This is a genomic window from Vibrio sp. 10N.261.51.A4 (assembly GCF_041471945.1).
GTDB lineage: Bacteria > Pseudomonadota > Gammaproteobacteria > Enterobacterales > Vibrionaceae > Vibrio > Vibrio crassostreae_C.
The window spans coordinates 29,638-52,368 of record NZ_JBFRPJ010000046.1 but is presented as its reverse complement, the minus strand read 5'-3'; the positions used below and the strand labels follow the sequence as shown (position 1 = coordinate 52,368).

The window sequence follows — 22,731 nt, the reverse complement described above, 5'->3', positions numbered from 1 at the left end:
TAACTAGATTTTCTTGGGCCTTACTAACCCTGATTGGCTTCAACCAATCGGGGGCGTTTTCTTTTAAAACGAATTGGAATTGGGAAAATTTTTAACATAGATATTTATTATCTATAAACAGCCCCAAAAGCCTCCTAGGTGACTCTAAGCTCCCACTTACACCTGTATTCCATCTCACACTGATCTATTCCCCTCTTTTTGCAGTACAAGTTATTAATAATTCGATATAAATCGCTCTATTGTTTGAAATTGTTGTCTACAGTTTTATAGAGCTTGTCGCTTCAATAATTGCCACAAGTAACGACACCTTTTGATGGTAAGTTTTGGTTATAAGGAAAGGAAATGGAAAGCCCAATTGTCACACTTACACATGCCAGCAAAAGCTTTGTTGATGGCAACGATACCCATCACGTGCTGGAAAATGTCGACTTCGCTTTGGCGACAAGCGCAAGCGTGGCTTTAACAGGGGCGAGTGGCAGTGGAAAGAGTACTTTACTCAACCTAATCGCGGGCTTTGAACCTCTAACTGGTGGCGAGTTGTGGCTCGATAACGAGAACACATCAGATTGGAGAGATCCACAGTGGAGCCGATTCCGCCATCAAAAACTAGGCGTGATCTTTCAACAGTTCAACTTACTAACCCCACTCAACGTAAAACAAAACATCGCCTTCCCGCTCCATTTGAATCAACAAAAATGGAGCGACTGGTGCGATTATTTAGTTGATGCATTGGGTATCAACGAGTTACTCGAAAGACACGTATCCGCCCTCTCTGGCGGTCAGCAACAACGAGTCGCAATAGCGCGCGCGCTAGCCCATAAACCCAAACTATTGCTTGCCGACGAACCCACAGGCAACCTCGACCACAAAGCAGGGTTAGAGGTTATGAAGCTGCTGAGTGAAATCACCACTCAAGGCAACACTGCGGTGCTTTTGGTTACGCACAGCCCAGAATGCGCCAGCTTTATGCAGACAAAATTGGTGTTAGACGATGGTTGTTTAAGGAACGTAGATCTAACCCCAAGAGCAGCAACGTTGTGAGTCATTCAATGAAGCAAACTGGCTTTGCTCAGAACCAGCTCACCCATACCAAACTGACTCTGAATCTATTCGCGGCGCACTATCGTCAATCACCATTGCAAGCCGCAGCGATTCTGATCGGCATTGTGTTAGCGGTCACCTTGTTTGTCGCAGTGCAAGCCATCAACCTCAATGCCAAGCGCAGTTATGCAGAATCGACCGAGCAACTTAGCGCTCAAGCGCAGAACCTTATCATTCCACCAGCAGGGCAAAACTATTTGCCGGAATCGCTCTACTTCAGCTTAAGACAAAGTGGATTAAGCGCAGCGCTACCTGTTATTGAAGGGCGAGTAAGAGACGAGCAAGGTCGACGTTGGTCAGTTCAAGGCAGTGAGTTGATCGCCGCCCTCACTTCAAGATCTCGTCACGCTCGCATCGACGAACAAAGCAACACTCAAACCAAAGAACCAAACATTTCCCTGTTCGACAATGCCTTACCTTTGCCGCAACTCTTAGCGGGTGAACCCATTGTGATGATGAGCCAGTCGCAACACCAGAACTTGGGAGGAGTAGACACACTCACTTTTGATGAAGTGCTCACTCAAGTGGTAGTGCTACCAGATGAATGGCAGCTAGGTAGCCGAATGTTGATGGATATTGGGTTCGCTCAGCAACTGCTTAACAAACAAGGGCAACTGAGCTACATCGCTATTTTTGACACTAAGAACGACACTAACAGCAATGCTCAGGATAAATGGCAAAGCCTTATTGGCGAGCAAGGGCAATGGATATCCAACAACCAAAGCACGGATCTCGGTTCAATTACCGATAGCTTTCACCTTAACCTCACCGCCATGAGTTTGTTGGCGTTTTTGGTTGGCCTGTTCATCGCTTACAACGGTGTGAAGTACAGTTTGCTGAAACGTAATCGGCTGTTGGTACAAATTCAACAAGCTGGGATTGCGCCAAGCATCGTATTTTCAGCTCTGTTAGTCGAGCTGACTGTTTTAGTCACACAGGGCGCGTCGCTTGGTTTCATTCTCGGCATTCAACTCAGCCATTGGCTACATCCCACCGTCGCAATAACGCTTGAGCAACTTTATGGTGCAACACTGCTTCCCGGCACATGGCAGTGGCAATGGTTAGTGCAGGCACTGCTACTCACGCTAGCCGCAACGCTTGTCGCGTGTTGGCAGTACTTTAAACAGCGAGTGCGACAACCCCTCTCTTCCCATGGCGGTTTCTATCAAGCGCCGGAAACGTCTAACGAAAATCAGCTGTTTGTTATCGGGTCAGTATTAACCATTGTCGCGTTAGCAGGGTTATGGCTGAGCGAACATCATCGCTTCACCATGGCATGGCTCGGTGTGTTAGTGGTATCGATTCCTTTGTACCTGCCCAAAACGCTAAGCGTGCTAGCGAACTGGAGCGAAAAACGCACCCAATCGGGGTTAATACAATATCTGTTTGCTGAGCTACGTGAACTTATTTCCCCTCTCTCCCTTGCCATGATGGCGTTGCTTCTCGCTGTCACCGCCAATATCGGAATGAATACCTTAGTCGGCAGCTTTGAATCCACGTTAAAGCAATGGCTTGAACAGCGCTTACATGCCGATATTTACGTTAGCCCTGCCCAAGGTGAAATCGCGAATGTGGAACGTGCGTTAGAGCAGTTTGAAAATGTTGAAACCGTTTATAAGCAATATTATGTCGATGATAACTTGCAGGGCTTACCTACTTTGCTCGGCACCAAAGACAAAGACACACTTGAGCAAACCATGGTATTTCAATCCCACCTTGATGATTTCTGGACGCGCTTTTACCAAGGTGAATTCGTGGCGATCAGCGAACCTACGGCAGTGAAGCTCGGCTTGCCGCTTGGAAGCCGACTCAAGCTCGACGCGATCCAAGACAAAGCGCTCATCGTCGGGGCGATTTTCCACGATTACGGCTCACCGAATGGCGAAGTGTTACTTGCACCTAATTTGTGGATCGAAAGCGGATTTACTGACTTACCCACCAGCTTGGGAATCAAAGTCTCTGGCGACCCACAAGTGGTGTACGAACAGTTACGCCAACAACTCAATCTGCACCCAGGTCAGCTTTACAATCAAGCACAGATCAAATCGATCGCGTTGGATATATTCTCACAAACTTTTGCCATCACGCGGGCGCTTAATGGCGTCACATTAATGGTGGCGGTGATTGGGTTGTTCTGCGCCTGTTTCATGTTGCTCGATGCACGTAAAGCCGCCATTGCAAGGCTGTATGCACTCGGTGTTAGTCAGAAAAAATTGATGGCAATGGTGGTCGGGCAAATCGTTGTTCTGGTCGCCTTCACTCTGGTTATCGCTTTACCACTCGGCGCTATGGTCGGTTATGTGTTGACGGACATCGTTACCCTACGCGCCTTTGGTTGGAGCTTAAATTACGTATGGAATTGGAGTGATGCACTCAGCATCGCAACCATCACCATTTTAGTGGCAGTGATTGCGACCTTGATTCCACTGTGGCGTTTGGTCAGCAAACCCGTGGTATCCAGTTTACAGAGTGAGGTGTTGTGATGAATCGAACAATGAGAGTTTTCGTTCTCACACTTGGCATCTTGCTCCTTTTAGGGTGCGATGAATCCACTCAACCATCAGCTCAAAATATGGGCTCAATACTTGGCACTGGAAAACAAACCGACGATGAAACACAAAAAGAGACTGATCAATTCACACCGGTAGTTAAAGGTATCGACATCGCCTTCCCTGCCGACCATCAAGCACATCCAGATTTTCGTCATGAATGGTGGTATTTAACCGCAAACTTAATTGATGAAGAAGACAATGTGTTAGGTGTGCAATGGACACAGTTCCGCTTTGCGGCTGCACCACAGGAAAGTGGCAATAGCACCAAGGAAACTACGTGGCAAAGTCAGCAGATTTACATGGCGCACAGCGCTGTCACCACTAAAAATAAACACTATGCCGATGAAAAATGGTCACGTGACCAAGCTGAACTGGCGGGTGTAAGCGATTCGCCGTTTCGTGTTTACCTCGATGATTGGCAATGGACGTCGACGACCGATGACCTGTTCCCAGCTACATTGGTCGCTAACTCGGGTCAATTTGGATATTCGCTTAAGTTAACCAACAACGCGCCATATCAAAAGCAAGGCGAACAAGGCTACAGCACTAAAAGTAGCGATGGCAAAGTGGCTTCCTATTACTACAGCCAACCATTCATCAATGTATCGGGCGAGGTAACTATTGATGGCGTCACCCATCAAGTTTCCGGCAAAGGTTGGATAGACAGAGAATGGAGCTCGCAGTTTTTACTCGACTCGCAACAAGGTTGGGATTGGTTTGCGCTAAGGCTGAGTGATGAAACCAGCTTGGTGGTATTTCAACTTCGAAACTCAACTACAGGCAAAGCCAGCTATTCTCATGCGAGGTTGATGAATCAAGATGGCTCCGGCATCGCGATTAAGCAGCAAGACATCAGCTTAACCGCCATCAAGCAAACTAAAATCGACGGGCGTGACTACCCAACAGAGTGGCAAGTTTCGATTCCAAGCCAGCAAATAGAACTGACCGTCTCGGCACTCAATCCAAATGCCAAAATGCCGCTGTCGGTTCCTTATTGGGAAGGGCCAATTGAAATCAAAGGTTCTCATTCTGGGTCTGGCTATATGGAGTTGACTGGGTATTAGATTGTGTATTAATACAGGTGGAATCTAACAACAAATACATCGCGATAACCATCAACTAAAACACTTTCAACCAAAACCTCCACCACGGAGGTTTTTTGTTATTCCATATGTTCTATTTACCTTAACGCCTGTTGAAAAATATCTAATTTAACCAAACACTGGGCTCCCCTAAAATACCAATCAAATGGTTAGAGGAGATAGAACATGCTTAGCTCAGTGCACAATGACGAACTTAACAGATACATCGAGAAACTAGACTTAAACCTTACCAAGGATCAGGTTCGTGAACTTGGTTGGCAGCAAAGTAATGAAGAGGTAGGAAAAGAAAAAACAGTATTAGGCTCGTGGTTTTTCTTTTCTTTCTTTGGCTTATGTACGTCTGCATGTCTTGCGCTGCTAATGTATATCTCATGAAGATAAACAAAACAATGACCACGTATAACCAGCATGGAACCTTCAATTGGTTCGAGGTCGACGGAGAAACGTACATACTGTTCAAAGTGAGCAGCAACAGTGCTCTATTGAACCAACACTATGAGGATGTCACCGAACAACAGAGCGAAATATATGGGCTGTTAGGGGCGATTCCATAAGCTCATACTGCACGTATTCACTTATGGTCTATCTATTCACTTGTGGTCTATCTACGCACTAACTAGCGCAAACATCCGTTCTTTTGGCAACAAGACCGAGCTACAACAAACGGTTCTTATACTGCTCTGGCGTTTGGTTCGCGTAACGTTTGAACATGGTGATAAATGGGCTTGCTTGGTTATAACCCAATGTAAGAGCGACCTCTTTAACCGATTGGCCGTTTCTCAACAAGTCCATTGAGTATAGGTAGCGCACTCGCAGTCGCCACTCGGTAAAGCTCATTCCAAGCTCGGTCTGGCAGTGGCGAGAAAGGGTTCTTTCCGTGGTGTGGACACGTTCAGCCCAATCTTTCAGCGTCACTTCATCGGTTGGGTTCTCTTCAACAGAAGCCAATATAGGCGCTAGATACTTATTATCGGTTGAAGGCAAGAAGTGGTGTTCAACCTCACGCTGCGCAAGTTGGTCAAGCAGTACCTGAACGAGCCTTTGGTCTTGCTCGGTTTCCGCAACATTGATCCCACGATCGCGAAAATCATCGATAATAGAAGACACAATCGGCGTGATCTTTATAAGGCTGGTTTTATCTGGCAGGTGTTGCGTGAGTTCTGGGGCGATATTTAGTGAACAGTAGTCCAAAGGCTTACGGTTATAACTGCAATGCATCACCCCGGCCGGTACCCAAATCGCTAGATGTGGTGGCGCTAGAAATCGAGTGCTTTCCGCTTCCATCTCTAATATACCACCACTGATCAATTGAACCTGTCCCCATGAGTGGCTATGAACTCGGGTTTCAGTGTTCGAAAGAAACGCTTCAAAATTCATAAATACGTTGGATGGTGCCTTATCAATTAATAAGGATGGATGAAGGTTTCTGGAGTGTTTTTTCAAACTTGTCTTCCTATCGCGCTTAATGTCTTTCTAAAGATACTTGTAAGTATAACGACCTGTCAAACTAGCCGCACCAACTCATTCGCCACGGAATTCACATGCATTACCTATTACCATTTTTTACAGTCTGTATCTGGGGCGCCAATGCAATCGTCAACAAGCTTGCTGCAAGCACCATAGAACCTAGCGCAATGAGTTTTTACCGCTGGTTTTTTGCGATGTTAATTCTCACGCCTTTCTGTATTCGCCCAGTGATGAAGCAGTGGGCTGTCATTAAGCCAAACTTATCTAAATTAGCGTTCCTCGGCTTTTTGGGCATGGTGTTGAACCAATCTCTAGGTTACTACGCAGGCTTAACCACAACCGCCTCTAACATGGCATTAATCACTTCTTTGGTTCCATTGGTCAGTGTATTTTTAAGCGTCCCTTTGCTGCACAAGTCGATTTCTAGTTTGAGTATTGTTGGCGGTGTGTTGTCACTATCAGGCTTAGCCCTGATGTTAGGCAAAGGCGATCCGTTATTCTTCATGCATCAAGAATTGACTCAAGGCGATGGCTATATGCTAATTGCAGCCTTTGTTTATGCTTCTTACTGTGTACTACTGAAACGCTGGAAAATGCCAATCAGTAGCTGGGTGGTGATATACATTCAGGGTCTGTTTGCTGTCGCGATGCTTACGCCACTTTGGCTTACCAGCGAACAACTTTTACCACCGCAACAAGCGCTCCCATTGATAGCTTACGCAGCGGTTGCCGCTTCGATTTTAGCGCCTTGGATGTGGGTGAAAGCGATTGACACCATTGGTGCTGACTCAGCGCGATGTTCATGAACTTGCTTCCGGTTGTAGCGATCGTATTAGCCGCGACATGGCTTGGCGAAGAGATTAACCAGTTCCACATCATTGGTGGTGTGATGGTGATTTCAGGTGTCATCCTTGCTCAAATCAGAAGAAAACCAAGGCTTGAGGCTCCTCTCCCTCAACAAAGCTAAACGCATTACCCAACGCTCACATTAGGGTAGAAATTCAAACTCACGTTTCACACAGCAAATGAGAGTGGCTACTGTAATCCATACTATGATGAGCCCTTACAGCAAGCGAGTAAAACGGAAGATTAGTCTAAACGCTTTACTTTATATCAGCACGATGAGTCGTTACTCAACTATTCTTCAGCAGTTATACCTTTATATCATTAAAATCACACACGATTAGTGCGAAATACACTAAAAGGCTTCCCAAACAATAATCCGAAAGGAAATATCTACGCGAAGGATCTATACTTTTTAAAACAGTAAAAGTGAGCTGATAAGAAAACAATAATCACTACCACTTTAGTGGTAACTGAGATACAGTCACTTTAACTAAACAAAATCAACAGCGGTTAGTTGGCTAACACAAAAAAGGTACCGACATGAGTACCACACGGCTTAGAAACACCTAGCATTGCGCTAGGTGTTTTTTTTTTGCAATCGACCTATCTAGTGACTTAATCAGTATTTCTATTCTCTTGCTTGATATCACTTCATCCATGTTTGCTATTCGCCTGATACGCCTTTAAGCACCAATATTCATCAACTGATCATCTGTTTGAAAAAAATAGTCTTAACCGTGAGATTATCCGCTTTAACTTATGTCATCTTAAGTATATTGTTACTAGCAAGTAACAAGCATGTTATGTAGCAAAATAATAATGAAGGAAGATAGATGAGCAGTAGCAATAGCCGACAAGATGGTAAACGAGACGTTACTCTGCGTTTTTTAGCTGAACCCGGGGATGTGAACTTTGGTGGTAAAGTTCATGGTGGTGCAGCAATGAAGTGGATCGATTTAGCAGCCTACGCTTGTTCTGCAGGTTGGAGCGGTAAATACTGTATAACAGCCTATGCAGGCGGAATTCGATTCGTTGCCCCAATTCATGTAGGCAACCTTGTGGAGGTAAGTGCAAAGGTCATCTACACAGGTTCATCTTCAATGCATATCGCTATCGACGTGCAAGCAAGCGACCCTAAAGAGCTCAATAACCGCCTAACAACTCACTGTATCGTTATTATGGTCGCTGTTGATGAGAATGGTAACCCGACTAAAGTACCAGAGTGGATACCAGAGACGCCAGAAGACATCGAATTACGAGATTCGGCTATTCGCCTAATGAACATGCGAAAACAGATTGGTGAAGAGATGGAAGCTCACGTGAAGTACCTGAAATAAGGTCCACCAGCAGCCCTCCCCCTACAAAACCTTATTACAATGCCAAGCGCCTGCTTGGCATTGATCTATTTGATACCTTCGTGCTCTACACAGCCAAACCTGCTGCACACCCAATACAGACGACAAGAGCGTGATACCCAGCCAAAGGTTGAAATGAATCGGCACTTGTTCACCGATTTATTTTGACTGTAATAAAGTCGTCATTTTGCTCTGATTAAATACCGCCAATCATAATAGATGCATTTGAATTTCTTGGAGCCACTCTTGAGCGTCATACGCCCCACTCTTAGCGAGTCTACACTGAACAATTTAAAGGCTGTTGAGTACCAATGGGTTAGAACTTTGTACGTCGAAGGCTACGACAGCAATGAAATCAACCACTATATCCAAACGTGTTTCGGCGGAGATCCAACATTTGCCGATCTATTTCGTCGCGTGGCACTCGATCAAGAAAGCATCTATGTGTTATTGCAACACTTAGGCTGTGCTCCCTCGAGCAAAGAGTTCTGACTTCTAAGTCCCACCAAAAACCAGAAGCATAAATATGCCCACCTCCATAACCCTCATGAATATCACTTAAATATTCTGTAACTATCTCTCGCTTACCCATACATTTTCAGTGCAATTTCAGGTTTTGTTGCATACAAATCATTGAAGTATCACGCATTGGAATATTCACAACATATCAATAGTACAACAGCCACTTATACTGAGTGTCTGATTTGTGAGACTCGTTCATTTCTACAAGTAACCAAAATGAAGTGGTCGGTATTTAGGAGAGAAGTAACTCGAAACTTTGGGTTTTAAAGTAGATAAGAGCGCGATGGTTGACGAGTAACGCTGACACAAAAAACAAAAAGTAGTAGGCATAAAAAAACCCAAGTAAATACCTGGGTTAGAGTTACAAAAACCACTAATCATTAATAGCGTAAGGAACCTGATTAGTAGCCAGCTATGCGTAACCTGAGGGTTATTTTTATTACTGATCGGCGGCCAAACCAAATGATGTAATAAAAATGCCAATATAGAGCGACCTAACGGTCGCTCTTTTTCTTTCTTATAGAGTACAGCTTATCCTTTTACACCACCTGCCGTCAAACCGCCAACTAACCAACGTTGAGCAAGTAAGAACACGATAGTAATCGGAAGCGCTGATAGTACAGCCGCTGCCGCAAAGTCACCCCATAGGTAGTTCTGAGGGTATAGGTACTGCTGCATACCTACTGCTAGCGTGTAAGAGTTCACATCTGTAAGTAGGATAGACGCTACTGGTACCTCACCCACCGTCGCGATGAAAGATAGGATAAACACAACCGCTAGGATTGGCACAGACAGCGGTAGTAGAACCAGTCTGAATGCTTGCCAAGGCGTTGCACCATCAAGGGCAGCTGCCTCTTCCAGAGAGTTATCAATCGTTTCAAAGTAACCTTTAATCGTCCATACGTGCAGTGCAATACCACCTAGGTAAGAGAAGATTAGACCACCGTGTGTGTTCAAGCCTAAGAACGGAATGTATTGACCAAGTTTGTCAAACAGCGCGTAGATTGCTACTAGAGCCAGTACTGCTGGGAACATTTGGAAAATCATCATCGCTTTCAGGATTGTGTTCTTACCTTTAAAGCGCATGCGAGCAAACGCGTAAGCCGATGTCGTAGACAGTGTCACAATCAGAATCGATGTAATACCTGCAACCTTCACTGAGTTCCATAACCAAGTTAGCACAGGGAACGGAGGTGACGTTACCGAGCCATCTGCGTTCGTTACTGACATACCCAATGCTAGCTTCCAGTGTTCCAATGATGGGTTATCTGGAATCAAACTACCGGTAGCGAAGTTACCTTCACGGAACGAGATCGCGATGATCATCAGTAGCGGGAAGATAATCATTGCCAAGAAGCACCACAACACTGCATGCGTTGCCCACACTCGGTATTTAAGGCCTTTACCTTGTACCATAGCCATTGTCGTGCTCCTTAATCTTGAGACAGTTTAGTGAAACGAAGGTTTAGTAACGCTAGTGCACCAACCAATAGGAAGATAAGCGTTGCGATAGCACTTGCTAGACCGAAGTCTTGACCGCCGCCGCCTTCGAATGCAATTCGGTACGTGTAGCTTACAAGCAAGTCTGTGTAACCCGCTGGCTCAGAAGTACCAATCATGTTCGGGCCACCGTTCGTCAATAGTTGAATCATTACAAAGTTGTTGAAGTTAAAGGCAAACGCTGCAATCAATAGCGGTGTAAGCGGTTTAATCATCAATGGGAACGTAATGCGCTTGAAGTTATCAAGGAAGTTCGCACCATCAATTGCTGATGCTTCGTATAAATCATCAGGAATCGCTTTAAGCAGACCCATACATAGAATCATCATGTAAGGGAAACCTAGCCATGTGTTAACCATCAACACCATGGTTTTCGCTAAGATAGGGTCTGAGAACCAGTTCGGGCTTAAGCCGAAGATATTCTCGAGCACCATGTTGATCTCACCAAAGCTTTGGTTGAATAGACCCTTAAAGATAAGAATCGAGATAAACGCGGGTACGGCGTAAGGCAGAATCAGTAGAACACGATAAATAGAACGACCTTTCAACTCTTCCCATTGCACGATGTTAGCTAATACAAGGCCGATAACTAGCGTGAACGCTACGGTACATACCGAGAAGATAACCGTCCAAATAAAGATGCTGATAAACGGTTCTTTAATGCCGTCATCTTTCCATACACGCTCAAAGTTATGCGTACCAATGCTAACCACGAAACCTGGAGAGATGGTATTACCCGTAAACTCACCATTTGCATCAACAGGCTGGTAGAAACCTACATCCATATTTGGCTTGAGAACTTCACCCGTTTCATTGTTGATTAACGTTTCTTCATCGTCTTGTAGCGTGTAAAGCGGAGCAACAGAAGCAAACTTACGTAAGCCACTCATGCGGATGTCACCACCGTCAGGTAGATTGAAATCAACACCACTGATTGCTGCTCGGTTTTGGATGATCGCTTTGATCTTCTCTTTTTCACCTTGCGCAGACTCGATTACAGATAGGTCCATCTCTGTTTCTGTCATATTGTCTAGAGAAAATACGTCAGTCGCTAACAGTTGATCGCCATCTTTTACAACGATCTGGTGACCGTCATCTGTCTTGTACAAAGTAAATGGGTAGCTCTCACCGCTTTGGAAAGAACGGTCTAAAAGAACGGTTTGAGTACGCTCTAGAGAAAGCTGGTTTTTCGCGCTGTAGTTAGTAAACGCAAGCCCTACGGTGTATGCCAATGGGAAAAGAATGAACAAGATCATTCCGGCAATACCTGGGTAAATATAACGGTGGGCGTAAGTTTTTTTACTACCAAAAATGTAAAGTGCCAAAGCCGTTAAGATCACTGTAAGCAGCGCAAAAGCGAGCTCACCGCGAGAATACATTAGAATTGTAGCGTAGCCGTTTATTAAGCCAACGCTACCAAGCAACCCCCATTTAATGAAGACGCTTTTACTGCCTGGAAGGCTTGATGGTGCTGGGATAGCATCTGTACCTTGAACTGACTGCATAGAGGAACCTGCTAGCGATATAGATAAAAAATAGAAAAGTAAGGAGAGGTTACCCTCTCCTTAAAAGGTAGTGCCTGGGTGTTACTTAACCATACGACCTTCAGCAGCTTTTAGTGCTTGGTCTACTGATTGACGGCCGTCAACTACGTTGCCGATCGCTTCTTCCATGCTGTACCAGAATGTTGTGAACTGAGGGATGTTAGGCATGATTTCACCGTTCATCGCGTTGTCCATTGTTGCTGCAATACGAGTATCGCTGTCTAGTTGACGTTGGAAAGAGTTAAGAGCAACAGCGCCTAGTGGCTTGTCGTCGTTCAGGCTCTTCATACCTTCATCTGTTAGTAGGTAGTTTTCCATGAACTCAACAGCTAGATCGCGGTTTGGAGACGCAGTGCTGATACCACCCGCCCATACACCAACGAAAGGTTTAGACGCTTTACCGTTGAACTTAGGTAGTGTTGTTACGCCGTAGTCTACGCCAGCTTTCTTGATGTTTTCCCAACCCCAAGGGCCGTTGATTGTCATTGCAACGTTACCTGCAACGAATTCAGACTCAGCTACTGAGTAATCCATGTCTGCAGAGATAACTTTGTCTTGTACCATCTTCTCGATGAAACCTAGAGACTTCTGAACACCTTCAGTCGCTACGCCCGCATCTTTAATGTCGTAACCTTCTGCAGTCTGTTTGAATGCGTAGCCGCCGTCAGCTGCAAGTAGAGGCCATGTGAAGTAAGCGCCGCCACGTAAAGGCCACATGATCGCTTTCTTGCCGTCTTTCTGAAGTTCAGCGTTAAGTGCTGGGATTTCTTCCCAAGACTTAGGTGGGTTAGGAACAAGTGCTTTGTTGTAAATTAGGGAAACTGACTCAACAGCAACAGGGTATGCGATTGTTTTACCCTCGTATGAAACAGCGTCCCATGCGAAGTCTACGATACCTTCTTTAGTCTCTTTAGAAGGTTTGATATCTACAAGAAGTCCCGCTTCTGCATAGCCGCCAAAACGGTCATGTGCGTAGAAGATCATGTCTGGGCCATCGCCAGCTGCTGCTACTTGAGGGAATTTTTCTTCTAGCTTGTCAGGGAAAGCGACGGTTACTTTAACACCAGTATCTTCTTCGAAGCGTTTACCTACTTCAGCCATGCCTTCATAAGCTTTGTCACCACCTACCCAGATTGTTAGTTGTCCTTCTTCGATAGCAGCATTTGCACCAAAAGAACCCAGAGCAACTATTGTACCTAGAGCTACAGCGCTTAGAGCGTTTTTCATGTGAATATCCTTTTTATATTTATACGTAGGGCACATCTACCAAGATGAGCCAGTTTTCGGAGGTTATGATCTGAGAAAACAGACCCTAGCTCATCATCCTAGCCACTACGCCCTAGCTATTATGGCTTAAATTCGTGATCGCCATCCGGTCAGATTAGAGACTGCAATCACAAAACGTATACTCATCGTGATCAACATCACCGTTACGTGGTGGATTTATTTGAACTGGATCGCCAATTATTAATAACCCCGTATATCTACTCCTCCCCTCCTACTCCCCCTAGTTAATTTCCCATTGGGAGGATGTACCCTTACGCCATTTCACCGAAACTGCATTCATCCAAGAGTGGATAGTAAGAACCCTTTACCGGCAAGTGTTATGCGTTGACGCATTATTCATTTAGTTGGCTTCACTGCCCGCTGGTGTCTTATATTAGCATCGAGCTAAATCTGTGATTGAATCACGGGGGAGGTTTAGCTGGATGTGGGGGAAATGGGCATCAGTTTGGCTATGACGGGTGGGCTTGGTTAAAGAAGCCAAGTCTCACCCACTTTTTTCTTACTCATTCAATACTTACCAATTCCTACAGTTACTGCTGACCCAAAAATTTCTTATAATGATAAGCAGTAAAACTTAAAATTTGATCGATCGAGGACAAGCTAGATGGCGAGTGTCACGTTAAAAAACGTTTATAAATCATATGGTGATGTACAGATTTCTAAGGACGTAACCTTAGACATCAACGAAGGTGAATTCGTAGTATTCGTTGGACCATCAGGTTGTGGTAAATCGACGCTATTACGTTGTATCGCAGGTCTAGAAGACATTACGTCTGGTGATTTGTACATTGGCGACCAACGCATGAATGACGTTGAACCGTCAAAGCGTGGCGTAGGTATGGTATTCCAGTCTTACGCGCTTTACCCTCACCTTAACCTATACGACAACATGTCTTTCGGTCTTAAGCTAGCAAACGCAAATAAAGCTGAGATCGACAAGCGTGTTGAACATGCTGCAGAAATTCTTCAGCTTGGTCACCTTCTTGAGCGTCAACCTAAAGCGCTTTCTGGTGGTCAACGTCAACGTGTTGCTATTGGTCGTACTCTGGTTTCTCAACCAAACGTATTCCTACTTGATGAGCCTCTATCAAACCTAGATGCAGCACTACGTGTTCAAATGCGTTCACAAATCACCAAGCTACAGCGTCAACTGGGTTGTACCATGATCTACGTTACCCACGACCAAGTGGAAGCGATGACAATGGCGGATAAGATCGTTGTTCTTGATGGTGGTTATGTATCTCAAGTCGGTAAGCCGCTTGACCTTTACCACTACCCTCAAAACCGTTTCGTTGCTGGCTTTATTGGTTCACCGAAGATGAACTTCATGTCGGTACACATTGAACAAGCGGAAGCAGAACGCGTACAAGTTCAACTTTCTAACGGTATGACTTTCTGGATCCCAGTTGATGGTACGACTGTCAATGCTGGTGACCGTATGTCTCTGGGTATTCGCCCTGAACACTTGATGTCTGCTGAATCAGGTGACGCGACGATTGAAGCTGACGTGATGATGGTAGAGAAACTAGGTAACGAAACTCAGGTTTACCTAAACCTTGAAAGTGCCGACGCTGATGTTATCTATCGCCAGCCAGACACGTTGAAAATCGAATCAGGTGACAAGTTGGCGATTGGTATTCCAGCGCACCGTTGTCACCTGTTCCACAGCGATGGCCGCGCATGTCGTCGTTTGTACAAAGAATACGGCACAGACTAATCGCTTAGCCTTTTAGGATATAACTGCCCATATCGAATCCCTCTTACTCAGTAAGGGGGATTTTTTTATGTGCTGGAGACGGTATCACTTACATTGAATAGTTCATGAGTCAGCTACTCGGTCTTTCGTTAGCGGCAATAAAAAAGGCCTAGCAATCGCTAGACCTTTATCTGTTAGTTAGGCTATCAGCTCAACCGCTAATATCACTTCTTTCAGACATGAAACCTGTCTAAATCAACTTAGTGAATTGGCGTATCATTCTGTTTGTTGAACTGGCCAAAATGCTTCTCTAACACTTCAGGTGTCAGTTTGCCTTCCGCTTCTAGTCGCTTGAACTCAGCAACAATTGCTTTTTGCTCTTCAAGTGATGGCAGTTTCACCTCAGGCTCATCGCCCATCTCTTGAGTCATCTGCTCTAGTTCTTTTTCAAAATCGCTCATGATACTTACCTAAATATTAAACCTAACCAGATTTTACTCATTTACGCCCTATGATGCTAGGGCGATTGAGTGCAAAGCCTGAAACCAGATCAAGCGAACGTCAGTTAGAAGAAAACAAGCCCGTAAATAAAAAGAGCTGAATTCACGATTAAATGAATCCAGCTCTTAGTTTATGTCTCTTTCTAAGCCATGCTACAGCTTAAAGGGATTAAAGCTTAAACGAACCAACCATCTTATCTAGACGAGAAGAAAGGTCTCGAAGCTCTTGGCTCGCTTCTGCAAGTTGCTCAGCCGTGCCCGTTGTCACTTCGTTGATTGCGTTAATCTCTTCAATGTTCTGGTTGATGGTGTGAACTACGGTTGATTGCTCTTCCGTTGCCGTTGCCACTTGAGTGTTACGGTCTGTGATATCAACGATACGGTCTGAAATACCACTCAGCACGTCTACCGCTTCATCCGACGCCGATACACCTTCAAGGGTAATCACCTTACCCGCACTCATTGCCGTTACTGCATCTTTCGCATCGCTTTGCAGTTGGTTGATCATCTTTTGAATCTCTTCCGTTGAATCTGCGGTACGGCTTGCTAGGTTACGTACTTCATCCGCTACAACCGCAAAACCACGACCTTGCTCACCGGCACGGGCTGCTTCAATCGCTGCGTTTAATGCGAGTAAGTTAGTTTGCTCTGAAATATCACGGATAACACCCAGAATAGAACCGATGTCTTGAGTTGTAGAAGCCAGTTGCTCTACTACCTGACCCGTGCTTTCGATATCTTGCGCCAAACGGCTGATCGCGTCTTTTGCTTTGTTCACCACAGAGCGACCTACTTCCGTATTGCCTGAAGCTTGGGTAGCCGTTTCTGCTGCGGTTGCCGCGTTCGATGCAATCTCGCTGATGGTCATACCCATTTGGTTAATGGCAGCCACCACTTGAAGCGTTTGGTCACGCTGTTCTTGGCTGTTGTCGTGGGTGATGTGGGCTTTGTTAGAGACACTCTCTGCTGCCACTTGAAGCGCTTGGCTTGTCGAACACACCTCTTTCATCGACTCGTGAATTTTTTCAATGAATCCGTTGAAGCCTTTTGAAAGCTGTGCGATTTCATCGTTGCCTTTCACTTCAATACGCTGTGCCAGGTCGCCATCACCTTCGCCAAGGTCGCCGAAACGCTTAGCCAGAAGTTTAATCGGTTGAGTAATGCTGTTCGCCAGAACTACGCCCATTAGGATAAACACTAATGCCACAACCGCAGTCATGATCAGCATCTTTTGTGCAGTCGCATCTAGCTCTGCAAATACTTCATCAGTCGGAACGACACCAATAACAAACCAGTCCATTGACGACACATACAAGCTCGCCACGAACAGCTCTTGGCCTTGGCTTTCAGTGGTAATCAGGCTAAAGCCCGACTTGTTCAGTAGTTGACTTGATTGAGGGCCGTAAAGTTGTTGAAGTGAAGAGTCACTGCGAGAACGCTCACGGTGAATTTGAACATCACCTTGGCTATCGGTTAAGAAGACAAAACCGGTATTTTCAATCTTGAAACCGTTCAGCAGGCTAACCATGTCATCCATCGACTTTGATAGACCAGACATCGCCAAACCAGAAGGCTGCTGATAGTTAGCAAACATCTTCACTTCGCCATTGGCTTCTTGGAACATGCTCACCATGGTCGGCTGTCCAGATTGCGTAAAGCCAAAGAACCAACCATCTTGTTGTTGGTTTAACTGACGTAGGAAACCATTTTGATTCCAGTAGTAAGCCGTTTGACGGTTCGCCACTGATGCATCGTTCAACTGATACTGGTTACGAACATTGTTCAGCTGTTTAACCAGTTTATTTTCTAGTGCCGGATCGCGATCGGTCGATTCGATAGCATCAGAAATAAATTCATTTGAAGCAATTTGCTCCGCCGCTAGCAATAGCTGAGAGACTTCTCGGTCAATTTCACCATTGATTCGCTCTAGCATTCCTGGAAGTTCAATATCGATCAATCGATGACTTAATACATCTCTTGCTTGTTGTTGTGCCATTGCGCCGACAATCACTGTCGATGCAAGAACCGCAAAGGTAATTCCAAGTACAACTTTTTGCTTGATACTCAGAGAGTTAGTTTTAAACATATTTGGACCTTTAAAAAGAATCGCTCGTTATTGGTATACCCTGAACAGGACTTTTTTAGTGCACTCCAACAAGCAATGCACAATCTGAGTGATGTATCGGCCACAACCAATAAAACTAGAGACTTTCTCTCAAAAAATTGCAAATGTGATGTAACAATTAGAAACATTCACCTTGAACATGAATTAACTAAGCAAATACCGCATTGTCGAGAGTCGATTTTAGCTCTCAGCCCTTAGATCCACCCGAACTCAAACCACTATCCACCGCCTAGCTTTTGTATATAAAAACCAATTGATATGGTAATAATCACAACCTAACGATGTTTTTAGCTAACCACTTGTAAATCTTTCCAATTTTGAAAAAATAAATTACGCAAATGTACTGGAACTTTTTCCTCGAAATCAGTGACCAATACACAAAATAAAAATCAAATGGATACCCAGAGAGTCCAAAATGCACAAAACAAATTTCGAAGTCCTTCAAAACTATCTAGAGTCTCAAATCATTGGTCAAAAAGAGCTCGTTAAGCAACTGATGATCGCCCTTTTAGCGGATGGTCATATCCTCGTTGAAGGACCTCCCGGCTTAGCAAAAACTCGCGCAGTAAAATCATTGGCTGACTGTGTTGAGGGCGACTTCCACCGTATTCAATTCACTCCCGATCTATTACCAGCCGATTTGACGGGTACCGACATTTTTCGTCCTGAGACTGGAGAGTTCACCTTCCAATCAGGCCCGATTTTCAACTCGCTGATTCTAGCGGATGAGATCAACCGAGCTCCGGCGAAAGTTCAAGCGGCAATGCTGGAAGCAATGGCAGAGAAGCAAGTAACTGCCGGTCGAAAAACCTATGCGCTGCCTGAGCTATTTTTGGTAATGGCAACACAGAACCCAATTGAACAAGAAGGGACTTACCCGCTACCGGAAGCTCAGTTAGACCGATTCTTGCTTCACCTAGAGGTTGAATACCCAGATATGGAAAGCGAGCTTGAGATCTTACGACTCAACCGTGGTGAGGCTCAAGGTAACGAATCAGCTCAGCCACAACAGATATCTCAGCAAACGATCTTTGAAGCGCGCCAAGAAGTGCTCAACACTCACATGGCAGACACCATTGAGCAGTACATCATCAGACTGGTAATGGCGACTCGCCAACCTAAGCAATACAGTGACCAACTTGATCAATGGTTAGACATGGGTGTCAGCCCGCGTGCAACCATTGCGTTAGACCGTTGTGCCCGCGCTCACGCTTGGCTTGCAGGACGCGACTATGTTACACCCCAAGATGTTCAAGCGATGGCATTCCCTGTGTTACGCCACCGTCTACTGCGCAGCTACCACGCACAAGCTGAAGGTGTCACCGCAAACCAAGTGATCGCACACCTTATTTCATTGGTTGGCAGCGCATAGGGATACGCGCATGAATAATCAACTACCTAATCATAGTGACGGTGTCACGTTAAATTTGGATGAGCTGCTGCAATTCAAAGCGCAGTCTGTTCGTTGGTTGCCTCCAGCCAAGAGCCTTTGGTCTCAACTCAATGGTCAACACGAGAGCAACCGCAAAGGTCGCGGGATGAATTTCTCTGAGGTTCGTCAATATCAAGCGGGCGATGACATTCGCAGCATTGATTGGCGTGTAACAGCCAGAACGGGCAAAGCGCATACCAAGCTTTTCTCTGAAGAGAGAGAACAGCCTGTCATTTTATTCTTGGATCTATCAAGCAGTATGATTTTTGGCTCAACCTTACTGCTGAAATCGGTTCAACTTGCTCACTTTGCTAGCCAACTGTGCTGGCTTACTGTGGCTCAAAAAGACCGAATTGGCGCGGTGATCGATACTGGCAAAGAAGTCATTGAGATTAAGCCAAGTGCAAGCAACCATGCTCCACTGCGTATTTTGCAAAAAGTCATAGAAATCAATAATGCGGCACTGTCTAATCACGACAATCATAATGACACGACCTTAGAGCATGGGCTGAAATCTCTGCACCAGCTTTGCCCTAAAGGAAGCGATATTATTATCCTCAGTGACTTTGTGCGTTACCAAGAAAGTGACTACTCACTTATCAGTCAAATTCGGAGGCACAACAGAGTACGTCTGGTGCATTTCTACGATCCGCTGGAGCAAGGTGAAACCGCCTATAAAGGTTCTAAGCAGGTCACCGATGGCAGCAAAACTCAATGGTTTAATTTCTCTTCTAATAAAGAAAAGCAAAAGCTTAACCATGCTTTTTCGCTTAAGAAACAGCAGCTGCAACAGATGGGTTTGTCTCTCGCTATACCCTATAGCTCGCTGTCGAGTGCGCAGTCACTCATGAGCCAGATATCAGGAGCTCAGTCATGAAACAGCCCTTAGATTTAAGTCCGGTTATTGCGCCAGACGCACCGACTTGGTGGCCTTTGGCGTGGGGTTGGTGGGCAGTGGTTATCACAGTCATTACCCTGATTTCCTTGGTGTTTTTCATTCTAAAACGTAGAAAAAACAATCAACAGGCGAAGCAAGAAGCGCTGTCCTACTTTAGCAATAGTCAGTCCCAAGATGGCTTGTCTCCGAGCAAAGCGCAAGACATCGTTCGTCAGGCAGCACTGAGCTATTTCCCTCGTGGAAAAATTGCAGGCTTGTCTGGTGATGATTGGTTGACGTTCTTAGATACACAATTAGCGAAGCCGTTATTTGTAGCAAAACAATCCCAGTGGCAACAAGCGCTCTATCAAGATGCAGCCCTTATGAACGACGACCAGAAAAAGGCTCAACAGCAATTGGTTAATGACTGCGAAACCTGGCTTCGTAAAGCTCTTCCTCCTAAGCGAGGTCTTTATGAGTGATTTTCTAAGCCCTATGTTTCTAAGCAGGGACTTGCTAAACATCGAGTTCGTTTGGTGGTGGATGTTCTTCATCGCGCCACTGCCGTTGCTCGTTTACTTGTTCTCACCAAAGTCAGAATCGAGCAATGCCCTAAGGCTTCCATTTCTGCCAGAAGACAGCAATACCAAAACACCGAGCAGTCGTTTACCAAAGGCGTTGTCCGTGATTATCTGGCTTCTGCTGGTTACGGCGAGCGCGCGCCCTGTATGGTATGGCGAACCGGTAGAGTTTCAACCGAAGCATCGTGATTTGATGTTGGTCGTCGACCTCTCCTACTCGATGAGCCAAGAAGACATGCAGTTCAATGGCGAATACATCGACCGCTTGTCGGCGGTGAAACGCGTATTGAGTGACTTTATTGAGCGTCGTAAAGGTGACCGAGTCGGATTGGTACTATTTGCTGATCACGCCTATCTGCAGACGCCACTGACGTTAGATAGAGACACGCTTTCACAACAGCTCAATCAAGCGGTGTTAAAGCTGATTGGTACTCAAACCGCGATTGGTGATGGTATTGGCCTTGCCACCAAAACCTTTGTCGATAGCGATGCGCCCCAGCGTGTAATGATTCTACTCAGTGACGGCAGCAATACCGCCGGGGTATTAGACCCGCTAGAAGCCGCGGATATTGCAAAGAAATACGACGCGACGATTTACACCGTGGGTGTCGGTGCCGGCGAGATGATGGTCAAAGAGTTCTTCATGACGCGCAAGGTCAATACTGCTCAAGACTTGGATGAACGCACACTAATGGAAATTGCCAAACGCACTGGCGGCCAATACTTCCGAGCACGTGACAGCAAAGAGTTAGCGACGATTTACGACATCATCAACCAGTTAGAACCCGTGACGAACGCTACTAAGATCTGGCGACCACAACAAGAATGGTTTGTGTGGCCACTGTCGGCGGCAATGTTCTTCGCATTTATGCTGTTAGCCATTAGGAGAAACAATGTCTAACTTTACTTTTATCTACCCATATTGGTTCTTGGCGCTTGCTGCATTGCCCGCTATTTGGTGGCTAAGCAAGACACAATCCAAGCAAGGATTACTCGCGTCACACATCGCTCGATACTTGGCGCCAGAATCGAGCAAGCCATCGAAAAATCGCAGTACTTACTTCGGTATTTGGTGGCTGGTCGGCGTTATTGCATTAGCTGGACCAAGCTTCGAGAAAAACGAACAGCCGAGCTTTGAAAAAACGCAGGCACGAGTTGTGATCATGGATATGTCGATGTCTATGTATGCCACCGACATTAAGCCGAATCGCTTAACTCAAGCGCGATACAAGGCTCTGGATCTGCTTTCATTATGGAAGGAGGGGCTAACAGGCATGGTGGCATATGCTGGAGATGCTTACACCATTAGCCCGCTAACCTCAGACATCAACACAATCAAGAACCTAGTCCCTAACCTGTCTCCAGATATCATGCCTTATCAAGGCGGTGACGCCGCATCAGCCGTTAAGCTTGCGATTGATATGATGACTCGCGCGAAGATCTACCAAGGTGATTTGGTATTGATTGCTGATGACATCGATGACCAAGAGAAGAAACAGATCGACTCGCTGCTATCTGGTAGCAATTGGACGCTATCCATTTTAGCGGTGGGTACTGAAAGTGGCGCACCCATCTCTTTGCCAACAGGCTCAATGCTGCAAACCGACTCAGGACAAACCGTGGTGGCAAAAACCAACTTGAAGAACATGCGCGAGCTTACACGCAGCTATGGTGGCACGTTTACTGAAGTTCAATTTGATAACTCAGATGTTGAACACATCGCGAGCTACCTCGACCGCGTTGCAACAACATCAGAAGTCACCAAGACCAACAACTCACTCAACACCAGAGTGAACAACGGCTTCTGGTTACTGCCTTTGCTATTACTTCCCGCACTTGGATTATTCAGGAAAGGGGTTATTTGGTGTGCCTTAGCTGGAGTTATCTCTTTTAGCCAACCAAATACTGCGTTTGCGAACCCGTGGAAAACCGATGATCAAGTAGGCTATCAGCTGTATCAGAACGAGGACTTCCCACAAGCTGCTGAACAGTTCACCCAGCAAGAGTGGAAAGGCATTGCTCAATACAAAGCCGGTGATTTCGAAGCCGCAGAGCAGACGCTGCAAGACCTTTCTGGTGAAGATGCTCGCTACAACCTTGCTAACGCCCAAGCCCAACAAGGTAAGTACGACCAAGCGATACAAGAGTATCAACGTATTCTTGAAAGCAACCCTGAGCATGCTTATGCCAAGAAGAACCTAGAGATTGTCGAACAGGCTCAGAAGCAACAGCAACAGCAACAG

The 22,731-nt window shown here is 45.6% G+C and carries 19 protein-coding genes and 2 pseudogenes; 15 read left to right on the top strand and 6 right to left on the bottom strand.

The genetic code is table 11. The annotated features are described in order from the left end of the window. Positions 1–342: 342 nt before the first annotated feature. From AB4384_RS10485 to AB4384_RS10465, 5 genes are all read left to right on the top strand, one after another. Entirely contained in the window at positions 343–1,041 is a 699-nt protein-coding gene (locus tag AB4384_RS10485; RefSeq protein WP_102321294.1) for an ABC transporter ATP-binding protein, read from the top strand. Between the two features lie 8 nt (positions 1,042–1,049). Beyond that, complete coding sequence (locus AB4384_RS10480) at positions 1,050–3,584, top strand: FtsX-like permease family protein (RefSeq protein WP_372129446.1); 2,535 nt, start codon at positions 1,050–1,052, stop codon at positions 3,582–3,584. Between the two features lie 11 nt (positions 3,585–3,595). Next, positions 3,596–4,717: a lipocalin-like domain-containing protein gene (locus tag AB4384_RS10475; protein ID WP_372129488.1), complete on the top strand. Its 1,122-nt coding sequence runs from the start codon at positions 3,596–3,598 to the stop codon at positions 4,715–4,717. A 204-nt stretch (positions 4,718–4,921) separates the two neighbouring features. Then, a complete protein-coding gene (locus AB4384_RS10470; RefSeq protein ID WP_048609786.1) occupies positions 4,922–5,131 on the top strand; it encodes a hypothetical protein in 210 nt (69 codons plus the stop codon). Further along, positions 5,128–5,310 (top strand): hypothetical protein, encoded by a 183-nt coding sequence (locus AB4384_RS10465; protein ID WP_065583542.1) that lies wholly within the window; start codon positions 5,128–5,130, stop codon positions 5,308–5,310. Before AB4384_RS10470 ends, AB4384_RS10465 begins: the two co-directional genes overlap by 4 nt. 100 nt (positions 5,311–5,410) lie before the next feature. On the opposite strand, the gene AB4384_RS10460 is transcribed toward AB4384_RS10465, so the two are convergent. Further along, a complete protein-coding gene (locus tag AB4384_RS10460) occupies positions 5,411–6,199 on the bottom strand; it encodes a helix-turn-helix domain-containing protein (protein ID WP_029235520.1) in 789 nt (262 codons plus the stop codon). 98 nt (positions 6,200–6,297) lie between these two features. Between AB4384_RS10460 and AB4384_RS10455 the strand changes: the two are divergent. The 4 genes and pseudogenes from AB4384_RS10455 (at position 6,298) to AB4384_RS10440 (ending at position 8,916) form a co-directional block, all read left to right on the top strand. After that, a pseudogene (locus AB4384_RS10455) lies at positions 6,298–7,190 on the top strand (DMT family transporter). A gap of 48 nt (positions 7,191–7,238) precedes the next feature. Further along, positions 7,239–7,493: pseudogene (locus AB4384_RS10450) on the top strand (peptide ABC transporter substrate-binding protein); the annotation flags it as partial. A 409-nt stretch (positions 7,494–7,902) separates the two neighbouring features. Beyond that, the gene (locus tag AB4384_RS10445) at positions 7,903–8,406 is read left to right on the top strand and encodes an acyl-CoA thioesterase (RefSeq protein WP_019822926.1); all 504 of its coding nucleotides are present in this window, start codon (positions 7,903–7,905) and stop codon (positions 8,404–8,406) included. Between the two features lie 237 nt (positions 8,407–8,643). Next, positions 8,644–8,916: a hypothetical protein gene (locus AB4384_RS10440; protein WP_019822928.1), complete on the top strand. Its 273-nt coding sequence runs from the start codon at positions 8,644–8,646 to the stop codon at positions 8,914–8,916. A 561-nt stretch (positions 8,917–9,477) separates the two neighbouring features. Here AB4384_RS10440 and malG read toward each other — a convergent pair. The 3 genes from malG to malE all read right to left on the bottom strand — a co-directional run bounded on the left by malG (position 9,478) and on the right by malE (position 13,217). Further along, entirely contained in the window at positions 9,478–10,368 is an 891-nt protein-coding gene (malG, locus tag AB4384_RS10435; RefSeq protein WP_017060050.1) for a maltose ABC transporter permease MalG, read from the bottom strand. Between the two features lie 11 nt (positions 10,369–10,379). Continuing rightward, positions 10,380–11,951 carry a maltose ABC transporter permease MalF gene (gene malF, locus AB4384_RS10430; protein ID WP_017060049.1) on the bottom strand — a complete coding sequence of 524 codons (1,572 nt, stop codon included), beginning with the start codon at positions 11,949–11,951 and terminating at the stop codon, positions 10,380–10,382. An 81-nt stretch (positions 11,952–12,032) separates the two neighbouring features. Next, positions 12,033–13,217 (bottom strand): maltose/maltodextrin ABC transporter substrate-binding protein MalE, encoded by a 1,185-nt coding sequence (gene malE / locus AB4384_RS10425; protein ID WP_017067915.1) that lies wholly within the window; start codon positions 13,215–13,217, stop codon positions 12,033–12,035. Positions 13,218–13,881: 664 nt separating this feature from the next. Here malE and malK point away from each other — a divergent pair. Next, positions 13,882–14,994: a maltose/maltodextrin ABC transporter ATP-binding protein MalK gene (gene malK, locus AB4384_RS10420; protein WP_081229370.1), complete on the top strand. Its 1,113-nt coding sequence runs from the start codon at positions 13,882–13,884 to the stop codon at positions 14,992–14,994. 239 nt (positions 14,995–15,233) lie between these two features. Here the strand turns inward: malK and AB4384_RS10415 are convergent, their stop codons facing one another. Continuing rightward, positions 15,234–15,434 carry a hypothetical protein gene (locus tag AB4384_RS10415; RefSeq protein WP_010431457.1) on the bottom strand — a complete coding sequence of 67 codons (201 nt, stop codon included), beginning with the start codon at positions 15,432–15,434 and terminating at the stop codon, positions 15,234–15,236. A 208-nt stretch (positions 15,435–15,642) separates the two neighbouring features. Then, the gene (locus AB4384_RS10410; RefSeq protein ID WP_372129444.1) at positions 15,643–17,559 is read right to left on the bottom strand and encodes a methyl-accepting chemotaxis protein; all 1,917 of its coding nucleotides are present in this window, start codon (positions 17,557–17,559) and stop codon (positions 15,643–15,645) included. Positions 17,560–18,013: 454 nt separating this feature from the next. Here AB4384_RS10410 and AB4384_RS10405 point away from each other — a divergent pair, with 454 nt between their 5' ends. From AB4384_RS10405 to AB4384_RS10385, 5 genes are all read left to right on the top strand, one after another. Next, positions 18,014–18,970, top strand: a complete 957-nt coding sequence (locus AB4384_RS10405; RefSeq protein ID WP_017060045.1) for a MoxR family ATPase — start codon at positions 18,014–18,016, stop codon at positions 18,968–18,970. Positions 18,971–18,980: 10 nt separating this feature from the next. Then, complete coding sequence (locus AB4384_RS10400; protein WP_372129443.1) at positions 18,981–19,907, top strand: DUF58 domain-containing protein; 927 nt, start codon at positions 18,981–18,983, stop codon at positions 19,905–19,907. Then, positions 19,904–20,389, top strand: coding sequence for a DUF4381 domain-containing protein (locus AB4384_RS10395; protein ID WP_372129441.1), 486 nt, complete (start codon positions 19,904–19,906; stop codon positions 20,387–20,389). Before AB4384_RS10400 ends, AB4384_RS10395 begins: the two co-directional genes overlap by 4 nt. Further along, positions 20,382–21,389: a VWA domain-containing protein gene (locus tag AB4384_RS10390; protein ID WP_372129440.1), complete on the top strand. Its 1,008-nt coding sequence runs from the start codon at positions 20,382–20,384 to the stop codon at positions 21,387–21,389. Before AB4384_RS10395 ends, AB4384_RS10390 begins: the two co-directional genes overlap by 8 nt. After that, the coding region (locus AB4384_RS10385) for a VWA domain-containing protein (RefSeq protein WP_372129439.1) at positions 21,382–22,731 on the top strand (1,350 nt) is incomplete at its 3' end. The genes AB4384_RS10390 and AB4384_RS10385, both read left to right, overlap by 8 nt.